At 56.4% G+C, this 20,318-nt stretch carries 14 protein-coding genes, 2 pseudogenes and 1 other annotated feature; of the genes and pseudogenes, 9 read left to right on the top strand and 7 right to left on the bottom strand.

Annotated features, from left to right (window positions below):
* Nucleotides 1–23: 23 nt before the first annotated feature.
* Nucleotides 24–1,496: pseudogene (locus QD461_RS32070) on the bottom strand (NAD-dependent succinate-semialdehyde dehydrogenase).
* Between the two features lie 408 nt (nt 1,497–1,904).
* Nucleotides 1,905–3,194, bottom strand: a complete 1,290-nt coding sequence (gltA, locus tag QD461_RS32065) for a citrate synthase (protein WP_004129043.1) — start codon at nt 3,192–3,194, stop codon at nt 1,905–1,907.
* Nucleotides 3,195–3,334: 140 nt separating this feature from the next.
* On the opposite strand from gltA, the gene QD461_RS32060 reads away from it, so the two are divergent.
* Nucleotides 3,335–4,563, top strand: a protein-coding gene (locus QD461_RS32060; protein ID WP_076611960.1) for an IS3-like element ISRtr2 family transposase whose coding sequence is annotated in 2 segments (ribosomal slippage) — nt 3,335–3,623 and nt 3,623–4,563 — 1,230 coding nt in all. Because the reading frame shifts where the segments join, the coding sequence is not laid out codon by codon here.
* Nucleotides 3,616–3,732, top strand: a sequence feature (AL1L pseudoknot). It overlaps the preceding gene by 117 nt.
* Nucleotides 4,564–4,661: 98 nt before the next feature.
* On the opposite strand, the gene QD461_RS32055 is transcribed toward QD461_RS32060, so the two are convergent.
* Together QD461_RS32055 and QD461_RS32050 are read right to left on the bottom strand one after the other, a co-directional pair.
* The gene (locus QD461_RS32055) at nt 4,662–4,841 is read right to left on the bottom strand and encodes a hypothetical protein (protein WP_015342020.1); all 180 of its coding nucleotides are present in this window, start codon (nt 4,839–4,841) and stop codon (nt 4,662–4,664) included.
* A gap of 63 nt (nt 4,842–4,904) precedes the next feature.
* Nucleotides 4,905–6,497, bottom strand: coding sequence for an isocitrate lyase (locus QD461_RS32050; protein WP_004122955.1), 1,593 nt, complete (start codon nt 6,495–6,497; stop codon nt 4,905–4,907).
* Nucleotides 6,498–6,621: 124 nt separating this feature from the next.
* Here QD461_RS32050 and QD461_RS32045 point away from each other — a divergent pair, with 124 nt between their 5' ends.
* The 7 genes from QD461_RS32045 (at nt 6,622) to QD461_RS32015 (ending at nt 14,308) form a co-directional block, all read left to right on the top strand.
* Nucleotides 6,622–8,019 carry a helix-turn-helix domain-containing protein gene (locus QD461_RS32045; RefSeq protein ID WP_004122953.1) on the top strand — a complete coding sequence of 466 codons (1,398 nt, stop codon included), beginning with the start codon at nt 6,622–6,624 and terminating at the stop codon, nt 8,017–8,019.
* A 291-nt stretch (nt 8,020–8,310) separates the two neighbouring features.
* Nucleotides 8,311–9,207: an MFS transporter gene (locus tag QD461_RS32040; protein WP_004122951.1), complete on the top strand. Its 897-nt coding sequence runs from the start codon at nt 8,311–8,313 to the stop codon at nt 9,205–9,207.
* 373 nt (nt 9,208–9,580) lie between these two features.
* Nucleotides 9,581–10,015: a hypothetical protein gene (locus QD461_RS32035; RefSeq protein WP_240535489.1), complete on the top strand. Its 435-nt coding sequence runs from the start codon at nt 9,581–9,583 to the stop codon at nt 10,013–10,015.
* The gene (gene hxsB, locus QD461_RS32030; protein WP_004122947.1) at nt 10,012–11,418 is read left to right on the top strand and encodes a His-Xaa-Ser system radical SAM maturase HxsB; all 1,407 of its coding nucleotides are present in this window, start codon (nt 10,012–10,014) and stop codon (nt 11,416–11,418) included. The genes QD461_RS32035 and hxsB overlap by 4 nt, the downstream gene beginning before the upstream one ends.
* Nucleotides 11,415–12,497, top strand: a complete 1,083-nt coding sequence (hxsC, locus tag QD461_RS32025; RefSeq protein WP_004122943.1) for a His-Xaa-Ser system radical SAM maturase HxsC — start codon at nt 11,415–11,417, stop codon at nt 12,495–12,497. Before hxsB ends, hxsC begins: the two co-directional genes overlap by 4 nt.
* On the top strand, nt 12,494–13,117 hold the full coding sequence (gene hxsA / locus QD461_RS32020; RefSeq protein WP_004122938.1) for a His-Xaa-Ser repeat protein HxsA: 624 nt from the start codon (nt 12,494–12,496) through the stop codon (nt 13,115–13,117). The genes hxsC and hxsA overlap by 4 nt, the downstream gene beginning before the upstream one ends.
* A gap of 12 nt (nt 13,118–13,129) precedes the next feature.
* Nucleotides 13,130–14,308: a hypothetical protein gene (locus QD461_RS32015; RefSeq protein WP_240535488.1), complete on the top strand. Its 1,179-nt coding sequence runs from the start codon at nt 13,130–13,132 to the stop codon at nt 14,306–14,308.
* Nucleotides 14,309–15,064: 756 nt separating this feature from the next.
* Here the strand turns inward: QD461_RS32015 and QD461_RS32010 are convergent.
* Genes QD461_RS32010 through QD461_RS32000 form a run of 3 tightly spaced genes read right to left on the bottom strand, consistent with a single transcriptional unit; the run spans nt 15,065 to nt 18,416 of the window.
* On the bottom strand, nt 15,065–16,972 hold the full coding sequence (locus tag QD461_RS32010) for a protein kinase domain-containing protein (protein WP_004122931.1): 1,908 nt from the start codon (nt 16,970–16,972) through the stop codon (nt 15,065–15,067).
* Nucleotides 16,969–17,739 (bottom strand): PP2C family serine/threonine-protein phosphatase, encoded by a 771-nt coding sequence (locus tag QD461_RS32005; RefSeq protein ID WP_037136628.1) that lies wholly within the window; start codon nt 17,737–17,739, stop codon nt 16,969–16,971. The genes QD461_RS32010 and QD461_RS32005 overlap by 4 nt, the downstream gene beginning before the upstream one ends.
* Nucleotides 17,736–18,416, bottom strand: coding sequence for a vWA domain-containing protein (locus QD461_RS32000; RefSeq protein WP_004122927.1), 681 nt, complete (start codon nt 18,414–18,416; stop codon nt 17,736–17,738). Before QD461_RS32000 ends, QD461_RS32005 begins: the two co-directional genes overlap by 4 nt.
* A 1,052-nt stretch (nt 18,417–19,468) precedes the next feature.
* Here QD461_RS32000 and QD461_RS31995 point away from each other — a divergent pair.
* Nucleotides 19,469–20,156: pseudogene (locus tag QD461_RS31995) on the top strand (ISNCY family transposase); the annotation flags it as partial.
* Between the last annotated feature and the right edge of the window lie 162 nt (nt 20,157–20,318).

Here is a 20,318-nt window from a genome sequence, read left to right as displayed (position 1 = left end):
ATCGCGGGAGGTCTTAATCCGCGTCAGAGGCCACCCAGGCAAAGGTACTTCATTTCAAGATAGTCCTCGAGGCCGTGGCGGGAGCCTTCACGTCCAATGCCTGACTGCTTGATCCCTCCAAAGGGTGCAGCCTCCGACGACATGCGGCCGGTGTTAATGCCGACCATCCCGTATTCCAGCGCCTCGGCCACACGCCAGACCCGCCTGAGGTTCGAAGCATAGAAATAGGCGGCGAGGCCGTAGATCGTATCGTTAGCGTATCGCACGACTTGCTCCGGGTCGTCGAAACGGATGATTGGTGCCAGAGGACCGAAAGTCTCTTCCTGGGCGATGCGCATTGAGCTGACGACATTTGTAATCACGGTCGGCTCAAAAAATGTTCCGGACGTGCCGATGCGCCGCCCACCACATCGCACTATTGCCCCGTTTTTGACAGCGTCATCGACATGCGCTTCGATCTTTGTCAGAGCATGATTGTCGATCAGAGGCCCGATCGCGGTGTCCTGTTCAAAGCCGTCGCCAACGCGAAGTCTTCGCGCGTGCGCGGTGAACTTTTCAGCAAATTCGTCATAGACGCGTTTTTGGACGTACAGCCGATTGGCGGACACGCAGGTCTGCCCAGCATTGCGAAACTTGGCTCGGATCGGGCCGTCAACGGCGGCGTCGATATCAGCATCGTCGAAGACGATGAARGGGGCGTTCCCGCCGAGTTCGAAGCTGATGCGCTTGATTTGGTCGGAGCACTAGCGCATCAGTAATCGGCCGACTTCGTTCGACCCTGTGAAACTGATCTTTCGCACCTTTGGGTTTGAACACAATTCACGACCGATAGCGTCACCCTCTGACGCATAGACGAAATTGAGAACGCCCTCCGGGAAACCAGCTGCACGCGCGAGGGCGAACATGGCCCCGGCAACGAGGGGCGTTTGCTCAGCGGGCTTCAAGACAACGGTACAGCCAGCGGCAAGCGCCGGCGAAATCTTGCGCGCTACCATCGAGGCCGGAAAGTTCCAAGGGGTAATGGCCCCGACAACACCGATTGGTTGCTTGATCACCAGCATACGCCTGTCATTGGAGGGCGCTGAAATGGTCTCGCCGTAAATGCGGTTGGCCTCTTCGGCGTACCATTAGAGATATGCCGCCGCGTACAAGACTTCCGATTTCGCCTCTCCCAGCGGCTTTCCCATCTCAGCCGTCAAGATCACGGCAAGATCGTCGCTATGTTCGAGGATCAGCCGGTGCCACTTCCACAGGATGTCCGAGCGCGCCCGGGCGGTGAGCCCAGCCCAAGGCGCTTGGGCAGCATGCGCCTTGTCAATGGCTGCGGAAACCTCTTCGGCACTCATGTCCGGCACCTCGGCCAGCAGATCGCCGGTGGACGGGTTAAAGACCGCAAAGCGCTTCATAGATGTAGCCGTGTGCGTGCTAGGCTCGGATAGGTCGAGGAATTGCTCCGGATTTTTTAGATGCCTCGTTAGCGCAGCAGTGAGCGTCATTCCCGTTCTTCCTGTTCCGATCGTCAACGTCTACAGCTTTGTTCATCTGAACGTTTATGCTGAACGGGGACGCCGGAGCAATGTTGTTCCTGATCGTTGCGGTGAAGGCGGCGCGCAGCTTGACTGAGAGCGATCAAGGTCTCGATTTCACTTTTGCACCTTTCGCCAACGCCTTCCACCGCCAGCAGGGGTAGGGGGTCTAGAGGGGGGCGGCATAGATACGTTTGACGTCCGCGAAGTCGCTGAGTTCAACGAGCAGAACGGTCGCTTTCAACGTCTTCGCATGCTCGCGCTAGGCCTTCGCAAGGGAAGCAAGATTCGTCAAGCACCACTGTTCGGTCGCCATTGCATTCAACCCTGCGAGATCGCAGCTGAGCAGCCGGGTATTCGTTTCATCACGGATGTCGCTCAGCGCTTTGAAAGCGGAACGTATTCGCGCAGCGGTGCGCCGGTATAGAGCTGGCGCGGGCGGCCGATACGCTGATCCGGATCTTCGATCATCTCGTTCCACTGGGCAATCCAGCCGACGGTGCGGGCGAGCGCAAATAGTACCGTGAACATGGTCGTGGGGAAGCCGAGCGCCTTCAGCGTGATGCCGGAATAGAAGTCGACATTCGGGTAAAGCTTCTTCTCGATGAAATAGTCATCGGTCAGCGCGATACGCTCCAGTTCGATCGCGATGTCGAGCAGCGGATCGTCCTTGATGCCGAGTTCGCCGAGGACCTCGTGCGCCGTCTTCTGCATGATCTTGGCGCGCGGATCGTAGTTCTTGTAAACGCGATGACCGAAGCCCATCAATCGGAACGGATCGTTCTTGTCCTTGGCGCGGGCGATATATTCCGGAATGCGGTCGACCGTGCCGATTTCCGTCAGCATGTTGAGCGCAGCTTCGTTGGCGCCGCCATGGGCCGGGCCCCAGAGGCATGCGATGCCGGCGGCGATGCAAGCAAAGGGATTGGCGCCGGAAGAGCCGGCGAGGCGAACCGTCGAGGTCGATGCGTTCTGTTCATGATCCGCGTGCAGGATGAAGATGCGGTCCATGGCGCGGGCAAGCACCGGATTGACCACATATTCCTCGCAGGGCACGGCAAAGCACATGCGCAGGAAATTCGACGCATAGTCGAGATCGTTCTTCGGGTAAACGAAGGGCTGGCCGATATGGTACTTGTAGGCCATGGCGGCAAGCGTCGGCATCTTGGCGATCATACGAAGGCTTGCGACCATGCGCTGGTGCGGATCGGTGATGTCGGTGGAGTCGTGATAGAAGGCCGACAGAGCGCCGACGCAGCCGCACATGACGGCCATCGGATGCGCATCGCGGCGGAAACCGGTGAAGAAGCGGGACATTTGTTCATGCACCATGGTGTGGTGCACGACCCGATAGTCGAAGTCCTTCTTCTGGGCTGCGGTCGGCAATTCGCCGTAGAGCAGCAGGTAACAGACTTCGAGGAAGTCGCCGTGCTCGGCAAGCTGTTCGATCGGATAACCGCGATGCAGCAGAACGCCTTCGTCGCCATCAATAAAGGTGATGCTGGACTCGCACGACGCAGTCGAAGTGAAGCCAGGATCATAGGTGAACATCTTCGTCTGCTCGTAGAGGGATCCAATGCCGAGGACGTTCGGACCGATCGTGCTTGATCGAAGTTTCAATTCGGCACTATGGCCGTCGACTAAGACACAAGCATTGTTGTTATCCATGATATTTTTCCTCAGGGCTCGCTAGCTGGGAACTAACAGCTGCCGAATGAACTGATCTGTGTTCTAATTGTCTTCCCGCAGAGGGGGTGAACCGCGCCGGGTTTGCCGGAGGCTCCAACTCGTGAGAAAGTGGAGCCGATATGAGCAAGACGACCAACAAATTTTCACCTGAAGTTCGTGACCGAGCCATCCGCATGGTTTTGGACCATGAGGCCGAGCATCCATCCCGGTGGGCGGCAGTTTCATCCATAGCCGCCAAGATTGGCTGCTCGGCACATACGCTGCATGAGTGGGTGAAGAAAGCCGATGTTGACAGCGGCAAACGAGCAGGCCTTCCAAGCGATGTCGCCGAGAAGATGAAGGCCCTTGAGCGGGAGAACCGCGAGCTTCGACAGGCCAATGAGATTTTGCGTAAGGCGTCGGCTTATTTTGCCCAGGCGGAGCTCGACCGCCCACTGAAGCGATGATTTCCTTCATCGACGAACACCGCTCAAAGTTCGGGGTCGAGCCGATCTGCAGGCTGCTGCCGATTGCCCCGTCCACTTACTATGACGCCATCGCCAAGCGCACGGACGTGGACCGCCTGTCGGCCCGCGCTCGTCGCGACGCGGCCATGAAGGTCGAGATACGCCGAGTGTTCAATGAGAATTTCCAAGTCTACGGCGTGCGGAAAGTATGGCGGCAGTTGCAGCGGGAAGGCTTCGACATAGCTCGATGCACTGTTTCTCGGCTTATGAGAATGATGGGTCTTCAGGGCATTATCCGTGGAAAGCCCGTCAAAACGACCGTGTCTGACAAGGCCGCTCTATGTCCGCTCGACCGCGTGAACCGCCAGTTCTGCGCTCCCGCGCCGAACATGTTGTGGCTTTCCGATTTCACGTATGTAGCCACTTGGCAAGGCTTCGTTTACGTCGCTTTCGTGATCGACGCGTTCGCCCGCCGCATCGTCGGCTGGCGGGCGAGCCGAACCGCTCATGCGGGTTTCGTCCTCGATGCCCTGGACCAGGCACTCCATGACCGGCGGCCAGTCCATCGCGGTGGGCTCATCCACCACTCCGACAGGGGTGTTCAATACGTATCGATTAAGTATTCCGAACGGCTGGCGGAGGCAGGCATCGAGCCTTCCGTTGGAAGCGTCGGCGACAGTTACGACAACGCTCTCGCCGAAACGATCAACGGCCTCTACAAGGCCGAGGTCATCCATCGGCGGGGACCATGGCGCAATTTCGAAGCCGTGGAGTTCGCCACACTCGAATGGGTGGATTGGTTCAACAACCGGCGTCTTCTGGAGCCCATAGGAAACATTCCGCCTGCCGAAGCCGAAGAACGTTACTATGCCATGCTGGACGAGCCAGCCATGGCCGCATAACTTAAACCAAACGGCCTCCGGCAAACCCGGCGCGGTTCAGGGTTCGGAACGAAACTCTTCGAGCGCAATTGCGACGCGCGATTACAAGAGCTGCGATCTTAAGATATCCGGCCGAGCCGGTGATGCAGGTTTGAGTATTTTACTGCCACTGGCTCGTTTTTCACCACGTGCAGATAGTGGGCGACAGCTACCCGGATGAGCTCAAAGTCCTCTTGCGAAAAGACAGCCCGCGGTCGCTCCAGCAAGATCGGTTTCTTTTTCTCTTCGTCGTTCGACATTACTTCCTCCGGTAAGGTAAAGGACGCAGGCCTGCTGCAGGTCCCTTGCAAGGTAGGTCTGCATCAGGCCGCAAACTGGTTCATCGTGTTATTGGCTCCGCCGGCCTTAAGCGCCGCCTCGCCGGCAAAATACTCTTTGTGATCGTCGCCAATGTCAGAACCAGCCATGTTCTGGTGCTTCGCGCAGGCAATGCCCTGGCGGATTTCCCTTCGCTGGACGTTGGCGACGTAACCGAGCATGCCCTGCGCGCCGAAATATTCTTTGGCGAGATTGTCCGTCGAGAGCGCCGTGGTGTGATAGGTCGGCAGCGTAATCAGGTGATGGAAAATGCCGGCGCGTTTGGAGGCGTCATGCTGGAAGGTCCTGATTTTTTCGTCGGCTTCCCGCGCCAAATCGCTGTCGTCATATTGTTCGCTCATCAGCTTGGCCCTGTCGAACCCAGAGACGTCCCTTCCTTCGCTCTGCCAACCATCAAAAACCTGCTGCCGGAAATTCAGCGTCCAGTTAAAAGAGGGCGAGTTGTTATAGACCAGCTTGGCATTGGGGATCACCTGCCGGATGCGGTCCATCATGCTCGCGATCTGTTCGACATGAGGCTTTTCGGTCTCGATCCACAGCAAGTCGGCGCCATTGTTAAGCGCATTGATGCAGTCAATCACGCAGCGGTCGGCGCCTGTGCCTTCACGAAACTGATAAAGGTTGGAACGCAGCCGCTTCGGCCGCAAGAGCTTCGAGCCGCGCGTGATCAACACGTCGCCGTTGGAGGGTGGCTGGCCGGTGACATCGTCGCAATCCAGGAAGCCGTTGTACAGGTCGGCGATGTCGCCTTCGCTGACGCTGAAGGCGATCTGCTTGGTAAGGCCTGCGCCGAGTGAATCGGTGCGAGCCACGATGATGCCGTCGTCGATGCCGAGCTCGAGAAACGCGTAGCGGCATGCGCGGATCTTGGCGACGAATTCCTCGTGCGGAATGGTCACCTTTCCGTCCTGATGGCCGCACTGCTTTTCATCGGAGACCTGGTTCTCGATCTGCAGCGCGCAGGCGCCGGCTTCAATCAACTTTTTCGCCAGCAGGTAGGTTGCTTCGGCATTTCCGAAACCTGCATCAATATCAGCAATGATGGGAATGACGTGGGTCTGATGATTGTCGACCGCCTGAACCAGCTGCTGTTCCCGCGCTCGGTCACCCTCCACCCGGGCTTTGTCGATTTCCCTGAACAACATGCCGAGTTCGCGTGAATCTGCCTGGCGCAAGAAGGTGTAGATCTCCTCGACAAGGGCCGGCACGCTCGTTTTTTCATGCATGGACTGGTCGGGGAGCGGACCGAACTGCGACCGCAGTGCCGTAACCATCCAACCTGAGAGATAGATGTAACGGCGTTCCGTCGTGCCGAAGTGCTTTTTCAGCGAGATGACTTTCTGTTGGGCAATAAACCCATGCCAGCATCCGAGCGACTGCGTATATTTGCTCGGGTCTTGATCATAGGCGCCCATGTCCCGACGCATGATCGCAGCGGTATAGCGCGCAATGTCTAGACCGGTTCTGAATCTGTTCTGAAGGCGCATGCGAGCGACAGCTTCGGCAGTGAGGCCGGACCATGCGTGGTTTTCGACAATCAAGGTTTTGGCTCCTTCAACACTATCTGAATACGACATTTACTCCTCCAAGGGTCGGCCAGTTGTGTGCACTGCAATAGCGGGTCGCCGTTTTCTTTTCAGCCGGTGCCTTTGTGATGTTGTCAAACTTTACAAGGATATTTTGTAATGCTGTAATCGGTGTATGGAAAAACTCTGCGTTTATCTCGGTCCGCGACTTCGACGCTTGCGGAAAAATCTTGGCCTCACTCAAGCCGACATGGCATCTGACCTCGATGTCTCCCCTTCTTATGTCGCGCTCATGGAGGGGAATCAGCGACCAGTTACGGCCGAGATTCTTCTGCGACTTGCGAAGATCTACAAGCTCGACATGTCGCTCTTTGCCGACGACGGCACGCCCGAAATCCTTGCGCGACTACAATCGACCATGAAGGATCCAATATTCAGTGGCATAGAGATATCACCGCTCGAAGTCGCAGACGTGCTCAGCAGCTTTCCGGGGTTTGCAGAAGCGATGCTGCGGCTCTACACCTCGTACAAGGAGGAACAGATTGTTCTTGCCGATCAACGACAGGCCGCCCTCGACGGAGGGATCGATGAAGGAGCAGATCCTGTTGCGGGCGTGCGACGGTTCCTCGCAGCTCGACGTAATTGCTTTCCTGGCCTTGATGTTGCGGCAGAAAAGTTGGCGGCGGCGGTGAAGGAGGCTGGCGGGCTTCCATTCTATCTTATGCAACGTCACAATCTTCGAGTGAGACGATTACCAACGGAGATCATGTCAGGATCGGTCCGCCGACTGGACCGACACAGGCATGAGGTTCTACTTGACGACTGCTTGGATCTGGCAAGCCAAAACTTTCAACTTGCACAGCAACTCGCCTATCTTGAATCCGAGGGCGATATTCAAAAGTTCGTTCAAGAAGGCAATCTTGCGACAGAGAGTGGGCGACGATTAGCGTACCGGGCGCTCGCAGGCTACTTTGCAGCAGCCGTTGTCATGCCCTACACGCAATTTGCCAAAGCGGTTGAAGCGCGCCGCTATGATGTCGAAGCGCTCTCGCGTCAATTTGGCACCAGTTTCGAACAGACGGCACATCGGCTGACCACACTGCAGAAGCCCGGACAAGAGCGGATCCCCTTCTTCTTTATCCGTGTGGATTCTGCAGGCAACGTGTCCAAGCGCCTCGACAGCGCAAATTTTCCCTTCGCACGACATGGCGGTGGTTGCCCCCTTTGGACGTTGCACCAGGTTTTTACAACGCCGAGGACGGTGGTAACGCAGTGGCTAGAGTTGCCGGATGGCCAACTATTTTTTTCGATCGCTCGAACCGTAAGTTCCGGGGGAGGTGCCTTTGGACTTCCGCGCGTCGATCGGGCCGTGGCGCTGGTTTGCGAAGCCAGCCACGTCGAACGTCTGGTCTATCATAAGGACAACACGTCCGTTGTGCCAACGCCCATCGGCATTACCTGTCGTCTTTGCCAACGCGATAGCTGCACATCCCGGTCGGAACCGCCAATCGGCCGACAGATCTTGCCTGATCACTACCGGCGCACGGACGCGCCATTTGGGTTTTCCGACTGAGGATGAGGGCCGCAGGAGGTGCGCCCTCGTGTTGTATCGGCGCCAAGGTGGAACGAATTCGGATCGGCTCCGCCGTTCAATCCGGGATCGTGGCATGTCACTCCTAAAGTGACGCTCTCTTAGTCAAAAAGCTTCCCGCCAAAGGGCGTCAACCTGTCTATTAATGCAGGTTTCCTGCTTCATCAACGTTGTCGGCGCCGCTGAACAAATCCTACGTTTCGCGCCATCTGGCCCGCCAATCAGTTCTCCAGTCTCGGCCGGCTAATGTAAGCGGTTGCGATCAGTTGGCTGATGGCGACCCTTTCGACCTCGGATGTGATGGTCGCATTGGTCCAGGCGTCTTCAACGTCACCTGCATTCATTCTGGCCATTTTCGTCGGGGCGATCGCTGACAACTTTAGCCGACGTAAGGTGATGATCATTGGCCGAAGCCTTATGATGACCGCGTCCGCCATGCTCACGCTTTCCGTTGCTTTCGACGAAACTGATCCGTGGATCATTCTCGGTTTCAGTTTTCAGGCTGGCTGCGGCATTGCTCTCCACGATCCCGCCTGGCAGGCATCGGTCGGGGATATCGTCGAACGGCCCCACCTGCCGGGTGCAGTCACGCTTATTTCTGTCGGGTTCAATACTGTTCGCAGTGTCGGTCCCGCACTGGGAGGGATCGTCGTTGCCTCAGCGAGGCCCCTCTCTGCCTTTGCGATTGCAACATTTGGTTTTGCAGTTCCGCTGATCACCTTGTGGCAAAATAAATGGAAAACGCTTTCCTCATCCTTGCCGCGTGAGGCGATGTTTACAGCTATCTGTGATGGCTTGCGCTTCACCGCTATGTCCTCAGAAATCAAGGGAACGGTTGCACAGAGCCACTCGCTTTCGGTCGCATTTGGCTGCTCCACGGGCTGGCTGAGTGCCCGGCCGAAATCAAGTGGATCGATACCTAAAGGAACTGGAAGCTTTGAAAACGCCCAAGGCAGGAACCATAAACATGATGACCCAAGATCAAGAAATTGCCGTGCATCGCGTCGCCGAGGTTATGCGCGGTTCCAATTCGGCTGTGGGAGGCCTTGGCCGCTGGCCCGAAGGCTGTCGCCGCAGCTCAGCGTGGTTTGCAAAAAGCGCCGGCGTCTCCCATCATCCCCCAGCTCGACTTCAGCTGTTTGCAAGACATCGGTTCGCATCGGCAAATAGGTATGGTAAATCAATCAGTGGTAGAGCTTCGTGCTACAGCTATTTCAAAGTGACCGTTGCAATATCAAAATTGAAATTCTACTATGGCTTAGGCGAATTTTCCTTTCATTCGCCAAAGTGGCTGCACGAGCAGTCACCTTTGGGCCGCCAATAGCCCCTTCGAGGCGGCCCTTCCTTTGTGAGACGTCAACGGCATTTCGAATATTGGAACGAAAAGGATTCACATCGGCAAAGTGTTGCCCGCCGTGACCGGCAAGGTCGCTATCAAACCACGCCTCCCTGGCTCCTCTGCGATTCGGTGCCAGACAAGGAATCACGAGCGCTTCCTGCTACGGCAAGAGGGCAAATCACGAAAGCACTCACTGGAATAAATGTGGTAATTGAAAACCCAGTCGAATGGATACTTGGTTTGGGACGTCGTGCGCGGGGCTCGAAAGAGAAAATTCAGTGCAACCGTCTGGTGTTTGGATGCCAGCATGGCTACAATCTCAATCGTACGGAATGGGGAGGCTGCACTGACGTGAAACCGCAAAACTCTCACACCTCGTCCCCAGAGAAAACTCGCCGCAGTGCGATCGAGCTCGATCCGACATTCCGTCCATATCTCGCAGTGGCTATCGTTCGGTTTAGTGCGTCGCATCCAGATACAGAAATCGAAATATCGCAAACCATCAGCCTGTTGGATAACGGCGCAGCGCCGAGTGATCTGCTCGTTCGAGAGTTCCACCACTGTCTGTATCGCGAGAAAATTTATGCCGAGACGCTTCCGCTCAGGCGTGCCCTGGTCGACGGTGTCCTCGGGCGATGACCGTATTTCCCCTTAAGTTCAAACCGTTCGGCGCCGGCTATCTTTTTGCGGATGATGCGGGCGGTTACTTCAAAGCCGACGCTCACTTTCTCAATCGCTATGCGACCGGAAAGCTGACGGCACTGGATAGGGGCTTTCTTGAAGCAAATGGTCATGCGTTCAATGAGATCGACGATCCAGCCTATATGGGATTTGCCTACCGGTGGGCCCAACGGTTGCACCGTCCTCAAGAGCTGAATTACGTCATTCTCGTTCCGACCCTCCGTTGCAATTTGGCATGTGCCTATTGCCAGGTGTCTCGGGTGAACGAGAGCACTCCGGGCTTTGATTGGACGGATGAGACGCTTGAGCGCGTTCTCCGATTTCTCGATGCCATGACGTCCGCGAGCGTCAAAATCGAATTCCAGGGTGGCGAGCCACTGCTCCGATTAGACCTATTGGAGAAGGTTCGTGATTTCGCTCGCCGCAAGTTCCAAGAAGTTTTCTTTACGGTATGCACCAATCTGCAATCAGTATCGGAAGAAGCTTGGGATTTCCTGGATGCTTCGGACGTCTTCGTGAGTACGTCACTTGATGGCGAATTTTCGACGCATGAGCGGCAACGAACCGTAAACGCCAAAGACACGCAGCAATTCGTATCGAACCTCAGCTATGCCATCGAGCGCTTGGGGCAGGGAAAGGTCTCGGCTCTCCCGACGCTAGACATCAACCAGTTGCCGAGCGTTTCCGAGATCATTGATACATTTGGCCGGTTCGGATTTCGGTCAATTTTCCTTCGACCAGTTAATCATCAGGGTTTTGCCAGAAAACGGTTTCAGACCACCGGTCTCGAAGACAAATGGAATGCCTACCATGCCGATTTTATCGACGCTCTGATCGAGGACAATTGGACCGCCGGGCAGCCGGTTGAGGAGTTCTATTTCACACACTGCCTGCGGCGGGTTCTGCGTGGCGGCCACAATCAGCACGTCGACCTTCGTAATCCGAATATTCTCGGCCGAGACTACATCGTTATTGACTACGATGGCACCTTCTATCCGACGGATGAAGCCAGGATGGTCACGCGGGTTGGACAGGTCGATCTTAGCATTGGCAATCTTTGTGACGGCATCGACCAGTCCAAGCTAGACGTGCTGAACCAAGAGTCTTCCAATTCATTCCATCCCGACTGCATCCATTGTCCATACCAAGCCGCGTGTGGTGCGGACGTTGTTGACGATCTATCCCGTTATGGGCGCATCGATCTACCGAAGGCCGACACAGCCTTCTGTCGCCGTCATACCGCAATCTTCGACAAGATCTTCGAGCTGCTCTATTCGGCTGACGAGAAAGTCCAAAAGAGCCTTGCGTTCTGGGCCGGAATTCCGGAATTCGATCCGTCACTGGCGCCGGTACACACATGATCGATTTGCGGCTCAAGATCGATGACGTCCCGATCGACAATCCAAGTATCGTTCGCTTGCGCTCGCACGCGGTGGACAGTGAATATGATGCACTCCTGATCGACAGAGATCAGGAAAGTCAAACCTTCGATCTCGCGGGTTACTCGCTTCGCGTCCACTGCGGTCCCGAAACCGATCTTGACGGTGACGTCCTGCTTCTAGTTCCTGGGCGAAAGTCAGCGCATCGATTGGTGCGATCCCGGTCGAGACACAACACCTTCTTGGTCACCGAGCAATGCGACCAGCTCTGCGTCATGTGCTCGCAGCCTCCAAAGAAATATCACGCCGACCTCTTCGACCAGTTCACAGTCGCCGCCACCTTAGCGCCGGAAAACGCTCGGATCACCATATCTGGCGGCGAACCGCTGCTGCACAAAGGAAGGCTGTTTCAGTTTCTTCTAGCAGCCGTGAAAGCCCGGCCGGATATCTCATTTCATGTTCTGACCAACGGCCAGTTTTTCGAACCGGGCGACAGCACCGTGATGGATGAGATCGGACGTGATCGCGTGCTATGGGGCATTCCGCTCTATGCGCCTTATGCGGGACTTCACGACAGCATTGTTGGAAAATCCGGAGCCTTTGAAACGCTGTCGTTGAACTTGACGGCGCTGATGAGGGCGGGGGCAGCGGTCGAGCTTCGTACGGTTGTCCTCCAGCAGAACTGGGATGTGTTGCCACAGCTTGCGAACTATGTCTCGACCCGGCTTCCGTTCATTGACGTATGGGCGATCATGCAACTGGAAAATATTGGCTACGGCAGAATGAACTGGGCCCATTCGTTCAAGGATACGTCGCTGGATTTCGGCCGACTCCGCACAGCCATCAACCTCGCGATTGGGCGCGGTATTCAAACGCTGCTCTATAATTTCCCTCTTTGCAGTGTCCCTCCAGGGTACCGACATCTGGCACCAGGCACGATTTCAGATTGGAAGAACAAATTTTTGGAACAGTGCAGCGGATGTTCGCTGCGCTCTACTTGTGGTGGATTTTTTGAATGGTATAAAGCTGATCAGGGGTTTGGGGGACTCTCACCACAATGAAGAAGCGCAAGATCTACCTGGTGCCGTCGTTGATCGCGGCCGGTTTCATGCCATCGAAAGGTGATGCTGCGCCGATCATCGGCCTTACCGAAAAGAAGCCGGCCGCCACCTTGTTCGAACGGTTGCGGGTCAAGCAGGTCTACACCCTTGCCGGCCATAGCTCGCATTCGAGCCACGCAAGCCATGCCAGTCACGCAAGCCACGCATCCTCAGCTGGAGGTGGCTACGTCCCACGGGGCGATTATGACACTGCTTATCCATCCCCCGATCCGACACCGCGCTATCAGCCCAACCCGGGGCCGGTCATCAGAAGTCTCCCAACCACTCCAAACTTACCGGCGACGACGTCAACTGGCACCTATTCGACGCAATCCTCTTCGACGAGCGCGCAGCCAGTGCCACTGAAGACGTTGCCAGGCAACTCGGACAAATTTCGCCGTATCGTCATACAGGTCCAGACCGCTCTGATCGCATTTGGTTATTTCGGCGGCCCGATAACAGGTCAAGTCGATGCCGCCACGAAGGGCGGGCTCAGTAAAATGCAGGACGCGTACGGTCTCAAAGTCACCGGCACCATAACTCCGCAGGTCCTGTCGGCCCTGGGGATCGCGACGAACTAAACCGCCATGCGAATGAAACGGCGTTTCCTTTATACGATTATCACAATTGTTTTGTCTGTTTCGGTTTCGATGGGCGCCGCGACTGCTGCGGTCTCTTACCGTCATCTCTCCACGACGAATGGGACCACGATCCTTCTTGTTGAGGGCAGCTTCGAGACTGGCGATGATCCTCAACACATCGCCTTAGAACTTGCTGCAAGCCCGGCCAAATACATCGCGTTTAATTCGGCGGGTGGCGATCGATCAATCGCGATGGCTTTCGGGAAGGCAATCCGCAAGACCGGCCTTCCGACGCTCCAGACAAAAGGCTCCCCTTGTCTCGAAACCTGCCTTTTGGCTTTTATGGGTGGCCTTAGTCGTTATGCCGAAGATGAGAGCATAGGCATATCTGTAGAGACGTTTGCGACATCTGCGGAATCTGACGGTCGTCTCAATCCCTCAGTGTCAGCAGCCCTCAAAGACTACCTCGGCACGATGGGTGTCAGCGCTTCGCTTCTGGACGCAGCGTTGTCAATGCCGCTGGGGCAATCGAAAGAATTGAATCTTGTCGATATGGCGGGCTATCAGCTGGTAACGGCCCAGCTCAATGAAGAAAGCGCTTCGGCAGATGAAGTGCAGGATATTCAGCCCACCGATCAAGCAGGGGCAGTGGAAGTGTTCAATGAGTTCCAGCGGGTATGGTCGGGCTCGAGCAGCGAGGCGGTAGCCTTTCTTCGCAACGTCTATGCCGACCGCATCCAGTATTACGGAAAAGACCTTTCGCGAGAAGATGTGCTTAAGGAGAAGAGCGCTTTCGTGGACCGATGGCCGACAAGAATCTACACAGCGCGGCCGGGTTCAGTTCATGCGCTTTGTGCAGACAAGTGTTCAGTCTTCGGCGTTGTCGACTGGTACGCCTTCAGTGCAACCAGAAAAAAGGGTGCTTCAGGCGCAGTCAACCTGGCGCTGACTTGGGACCCGGTTAGTCGAAGGATAGTCAGTGAGACGGGCAGGGTCATTGAGACCGACAAAGCAGTCGCCGGCCCCGATCGTATCATCCGCCGTTGGATTCTCGACGCTACCGCCTGCTCGATTGGGAACGCTGTCGACGCGGAAGTATGCAAATCGCGCTCGATCCTGGAGGCCGATTTGAATAGCTCTGGATGGTGTGATCAGCGGGGATTGGGCTGGAGGCAGTGCGCCAGCCCGTGATCAACTAGCGGCCGCCCTCGCGGCGTGGAGTTTCGACTGACCGTGCTGCAGGAGTCGGTTTGCGAGCAACAGAAAGCACGGGACTGGAGGAAATCATCCCAGGAGGCACCCAGCCAATGGCGTCGCCGGCGCTAACGTGGGTCCAACCCGCTTCTTGCTCCATAAGAGATACAAGGGCGTTCTGCCCAAGACTGCCGACAACGATGTACTTAGGACCAGGGCCGTCTCTGAGTTCAAGAGGTAGCCGAATGTAAGCGAACCTCGCGGCAGGGGGCGGGGTGGCCTTATCGAAAGGATCGACCGCAGGCGCGATGGTGGTCGCCTCCGATTTCTCGATGGACGCGATCAATCCATCGAAGACGTACGGATCAGGTTCAGGGGCGCCGCTCGTTGGCTGCGTGATCGGAAGCCCAGGGCTCGCCTCGGTGCTTTGAGGCGTAGGTGCGGAGAAAGACGGAGCCGCTTCCGAAACGGATGTCGCATTCGCTGTACTGGAAGATGTGGGCGACGGCTCTGCACTTGCAGGAGTCGCGGTTACCACCGAAGTTTGAGACGCAGGAAGCGCTTTTTCCTGAGCGCGTGTTGGGGTAGTAACCGGCGCTGTCACGATCTGATTGCGCGAGGGAATAAGTGACGAAACAGGGGCGTGAGACGCCGTTCCCGGCTTTGACGTCGTATTCGCTGCGAAGACAGCGCCCCCGATCATCGCCAGCATTACCCAGAAGTCTCGGTATGCTCCGGCCACGCGCGTCACCGTTACCCTATATCCATTTGGACTTGCTTAAGCCGCACATACGCTTCAACCAATTGCGGGGGCGGGTTCCTTCGCAGTTCGGAGGCAGTATCCAGAAGTTCCTTGAGCTCATCCGGAGCACGCCTCAGCTCTCCTTCCAGGTCAGCCCTCTGACGCGCTATGTCCGTTTTGACCTCATTGATAGCCTGCGGATCGGTGGCAATGTGACTATTGAATACAAATTTCTTTTCAACAGACGACGACCAACTCGCAAGGGCGTCGGCTTTTTTGGGACCAATGCCGGGAACGGCTAAAACCGAGCGAGTCTTCACATCCCACGCGCTGTCAAAACCAAACGACGAGAGCGTTACCGTCCTGCTCTGTCCAATGCCAGCGATTTTTGCGCGGGAGATCAAGTGCCCCTGCATGTGGCTCCTGAATTGAAGGTCTCTTTTCTTTCGCTCGAGCTCGGCGAGACGTTCGCGTTCCTGTTCCGGAAGTTTGCCATGAGCCGAGGCCAGGGACAGATAGTGGCTTTTTCGTTTCAGGAACACGGCAGGCCCGGCGTGCTCTTCCCAAATTTTCTTCTTCTCCTCCCATGCTGCGGTAGCCGCCTGCAGTTCGACCCTAAATTCTTCCGCAGGACGGCGGGATCGGATCATCATTGTGATTGATGCGATAACCAGAGCTGCACCCCAGAAGCCATTCAACTGGTTTGCAAGGAAAATACCTATCAGCAGTCCCGCAACCGAGGCGAAAAACGCCAGCTGCTTTCCACGTGAGAAGGATACCGCCACAGGGCTGCGGGTGAGAGACGGAACCGCAATGATGCTTTCAGGTGCTGGGGGTTGGTTTGGTGGAGCGGGACGGTTGATCAGAGCAATGAGGTCACCGATGTTCAGTGTGGAAACAGTGCTTGAAATCTTCGCGGCGAAGAGGCTCCTGCCCATCGATTTCTCGAGGCGGCACCAGGGACACGACGAGCTCCGAAAATACGCATGCGATTTGTCAGCAGAGCACTCCAGCAAACCCTTCTCGAGCTTGCCGAGGATTTGGACCCACGAGGTCGCATTCGGTCGACCGCCCGGAAGATCACCACTCTTTCCGAAAGCGGATTCGAATGCGTCGGAAACCTCCTTGCCAAAGTCACCCAGCGCTGGTGTTAGCGGCGGAGGTTCCATGCGCGTCTCAGCCCTGCGTGCGCTATAGGCGAAACGGTGGTCGCCTACAGCGGTCGGGATGTCTATGTCGCCAAGACCGAGATGCTTCCCAGCAAACGGATGTCTCCCAAGAAAAAGCAGCTGAAAGATGAGGACGGCTAGACCAAAGTTGTCGTGGTTCGCCATCCGAACCACTTTTTCGAAGTCCGCGCCTCTCAGCTCAGGCGGCGTGTAATCCGGCACGCCTACGGTGCAGCGATAGACTTCTGGCCCCTTATTGAACTGAAAGGAGTCGCTGTCGATCAGAGTTACCATAGCCTGGTTTGAAACGAGGATGCCGGAGTGGTTTACGTCGCCGACCACGCAGCCCGTGCTGTGGATTGCAGCAAACGCGTTCGCAAGATTGAACGCGCTGCGCACCAGGAACCGGGCGTCGGCAGAAGGAAATTCCGTCCGCCTGCTGCCAGGCCCATAGAGTTCATGGATATTCTTAAAACCTGCGACCTTCTTCATGGAAAACCCCATGAACATTCCGCTCTTGTCACTGACAGTGTCGATCGGGAAGGCGACGATGTCGGTTGTCTTGTGGAGTGCGGCCGACGTCATGGCAAGGATTTTTGCTTTCCTCTCGAAGGCCCTGCCGGGATTATAAATCTTCACCGCCAAATCGCCCGCCTCGTGGACGTGATAGACCGCGCCTTCGCCGCCTTTTCCTAGCATCCCGCCAAGCGTCAGCTTCCTCCCATCCGATCCGAATACGATAGTGCTCATTTGCGCACACCGAGTACGAGCGTCTTGTCGTCATCGGTTCTTTCGCAAACGGATGGGCTTTCAAGATATTCTCGCAGCGCCATCGACAGAGGAAGGTTCCTGCCGGCTTCCTCCGAAAGAGCCAGCGGCGTCACCATCCGATTGAAAAATGGCTCATGAGCCGAACGATTTGCGCTATTGAGGACTAGACGTTCGATGCCGTCGGAGAAGACTGCAAATCGATCGACACGACGGTCATTTCGAACGAAAGTGAGATGCGGTTGGGGATCATCGGTGATGAAGGTGGTTGTCGATGCATATTCGCCTTGATACGGCCACGACGGCACATCCCAGGCTTCGTCTCCTTCGTAGCGTACGACAGCCGCGCCATCGCCGATGTGAAAGATCACAGTACCGTTTTCAGACATGAGAGCAGCAACGCTTGTGGCCGCGAAATCGCGTCGCTGTGTTCCAGAGCGACTAGCCTTCGCGCTGATGTATTCGCGGATATCGTCTATCCAGTCCCAGACCATTTCTTCACGAAGCTGGGAGAGGGAGTGATTTGCGAGATATCCGCGGATGAGCCGAAGCAGACCAATGCAGACTGATTTGGAACCAATCTGCGCCAGTTTTGCGCTTCCCGCACCATCTGAAACGATCACTGCCATAACGGTTTCATCGACGCTGGCTAAAGTCTCACTCAATGCAAAATCCTGACATGGCAAACCCGTCTTCACATGGGAGGTGCCACGAGCACGGGCCGCAGCCCATCGCCAGCCGTCGGTCATGCGATTGAGGCCCATCCGTCTGGCGTTGCAGGATTAGAGAGAGGAACGGCGTCACCGGGATTGGATTGCGAGACCGAGCTTAGAGAGCTGGAAAGCCACTGGAACAGATCTCGAAACCTGAGTTCCTTCAGCGCCAAAGGCTGGCGCACGCAGATATGGGAAAGCGTTTCGAAATTAGCACCGTCGACGCCGACAGCAAAAAAGCTGAAGGCCTTTTCAACTTCTCCAGCCTTGACCTGCGCCGCCGCACTCTGCCAGGCGTCTGTTGGGGCTCCGTCCGTAATCAGGAAAACCCACGGGCGATAGTATGAGATTCCGTTTTGGCGATAGGAGTTCTTCCGGTCGCGCAGGAGCCGGAGGCCCTCCTCGATTGCATGGCCCATTGGCGTATCTCCCTGTGCGGCCAACTCGGGGACGATCCAGTTTTGCATGCTTGTAAAGTCGTTCACGATGGTCACAGGGCCGAAGGAGACTATGCCTATCTCAACGCGCTTAGATGCGAGAGAGTCCGCATAGAGTTCGTCTTTGAACTGGACGAGACCTTCATTGAGTTCCCTAAGCGGGCGTCCCCGCATCGAACCAGAAACGTCTAGCAATAAAAGGCAGGGACAACGCGGTTCGGGATTGTCCACGAACTCCGCGCCATCAAAGGGAATTTGCTCAAACGGATTCGGCATGTGGTTCTCCTCAAGCTTGCGAACAATGCATAGCAGCTCTCGCCGGCGCTGCATTTACAAAAGAGCGCTCAAAGATATTTTTTCGCCGGGTGTGGCTTTTGGGAAAAGCACCGGAACCGCGACTCTCGGGCTCGAGATGGCAGCATCGAGGTGTTACCGAAGTGCGCCGTGCAAAAGTGCAAGCAGCCAGGCGACGACTAGCACCCAAAACACGGCCGAGTACATTATTCCGCAAGTGCGGCTCCGATAGCGGCGGCCAGTAGCAATGACATTGCCGAATTTAGGAAAGTGATACTGAAACCATAAGATGGCCTTGCCGGGAAATAGAAATACCATCCACCAGAGCCGCGGCCGAGTGCTCGAGCCGCTTTGTGATGAGGGGAGCTGGTGCATTGCCATCGCGATCTCGTTGCCTGCGGACTAAGATTCGTCAGGCAGCATATACGAGTCTCTGGGAGAAGCTACCCAGGGTTTTTCTCAGACCGACGTTATACAATCATGATGTTCAATTTAGCTCGTGGACGCTGCCGACAGCAATCTTCTTCCCACCTGGGTTCGTATTGGTCGTTGGCGACCGCAGGGCGGTGAATCGGGCGGAGAACGCCATCGACACTTCCAAGCGTGCTCTCCTTTTTGATCACGGCGTGGAAGTGCCGAACAAATGGGCGGCGATCTCCGAATTTACGCGGACCAGGAGGCTCCGAACCTCAAGCTAACAAGGGAGCCGTTGCGGAAGCCGTGGCCATTGCGCCCGGCCTATTTTGGAAGACCATTCGAAAGGGTTGCGGTTTCGATGAGACATTGGGGCGTTTGCGTTTGCTGCAATTGCAACCAAAGTTAACCGAGCGAAGTCTGGCGAGGTGGTACGGACCTGAGTAGCGTAAGAGGCTACGGCGCGCCCTGCGATTGGGCGTTAACGCTCGTTTATGACGTTGCCGAGTGGCGTAGACGATCTCGACTTTGCACGTGCACGCTCAAACGCACCGAGTCTGCTCTTCATCGAAGAAATCGATTCCGTTGGACCGTGCGGCGAGAAAAAAGAGGGCGTCTTTATCACGGCGCCTGTATTTTCCCTGAGCGTCGTCTAGGCTGCCGAACTGCTTGGGCTGGGCCGAAGTCAGGTTCACAGGCTGCTGCAGGCTTATGACCATTCAGGTCCGGCCGGCCTCGTTTCGAAGAAGCGAACGCAGCCGGGCAACCGGCGCCACAGCGAGGAGTTTCGCAATGCGGCGCTGGATCTGATCCGCGAGCGCTGTCTGGATTTCGGCCCGACACTGGCGCGTGAGAAGCTGATCGAGTTGCACCGGATCTCTGTTGCCAAGGAGACGCTGCGGCAATGGATGACTGAGGCCGGCATCTGGATCTCGCGCCGGGAACGCAAGAAACGGGTTTTCCAGCCGCGTGGCCGGCGCGACTGCTTTGGCGAACTGGTGCAGATCGACGGGTCGCATCACTGTTGGTTCGAGAACCGCGGCCCCAAATGCGCCCTACTCGTCTATATCGACGATGCCGCCGGAAAGCTTCTGCATTTGCGTTTTGCCGGATCGGAGAACACGTTCGACTATCTGCTGCGACGAAGGCCTATCTGCAGCAATGGGGCAAGCCGCTCGCTTTCTATAGCGACAAGCATGGTGTCTTTCGATCGACACATCCGTGAAGAAGGACCGGACGAGCGGCCTGACGCACTTCGGCCGGGCGCTTTATGAGCTGAACATCGACATCATCTGCGCCAAAACCCCCGCGGATCCTCCGATCCGACCAGGGCGGCGCGTCCCGACCGCGATCCCGACCATCCGTCGACGCCTGACTGCGGCCCTGGCCAACCGCCTGCAACGATGTCCGTGCTGTACAAGGGCCATGGACAGCCGCGGCAAATCCGCGGTTTATGACGCAGTAAGACTA

The organism is Rhizobium sp. BR 314 (genome assembly GCF_047445805.1).
GTDB lineage: Bacteria > Pseudomonadota > Alphaproteobacteria > Rhizobiales > Rhizobiaceae > Rhizobium > Rhizobium lusitanum_B.
Note: the sequence above shows the minus strand (reverse complement) of the source record. Positions and strands in the feature narration are given on the sequence as shown.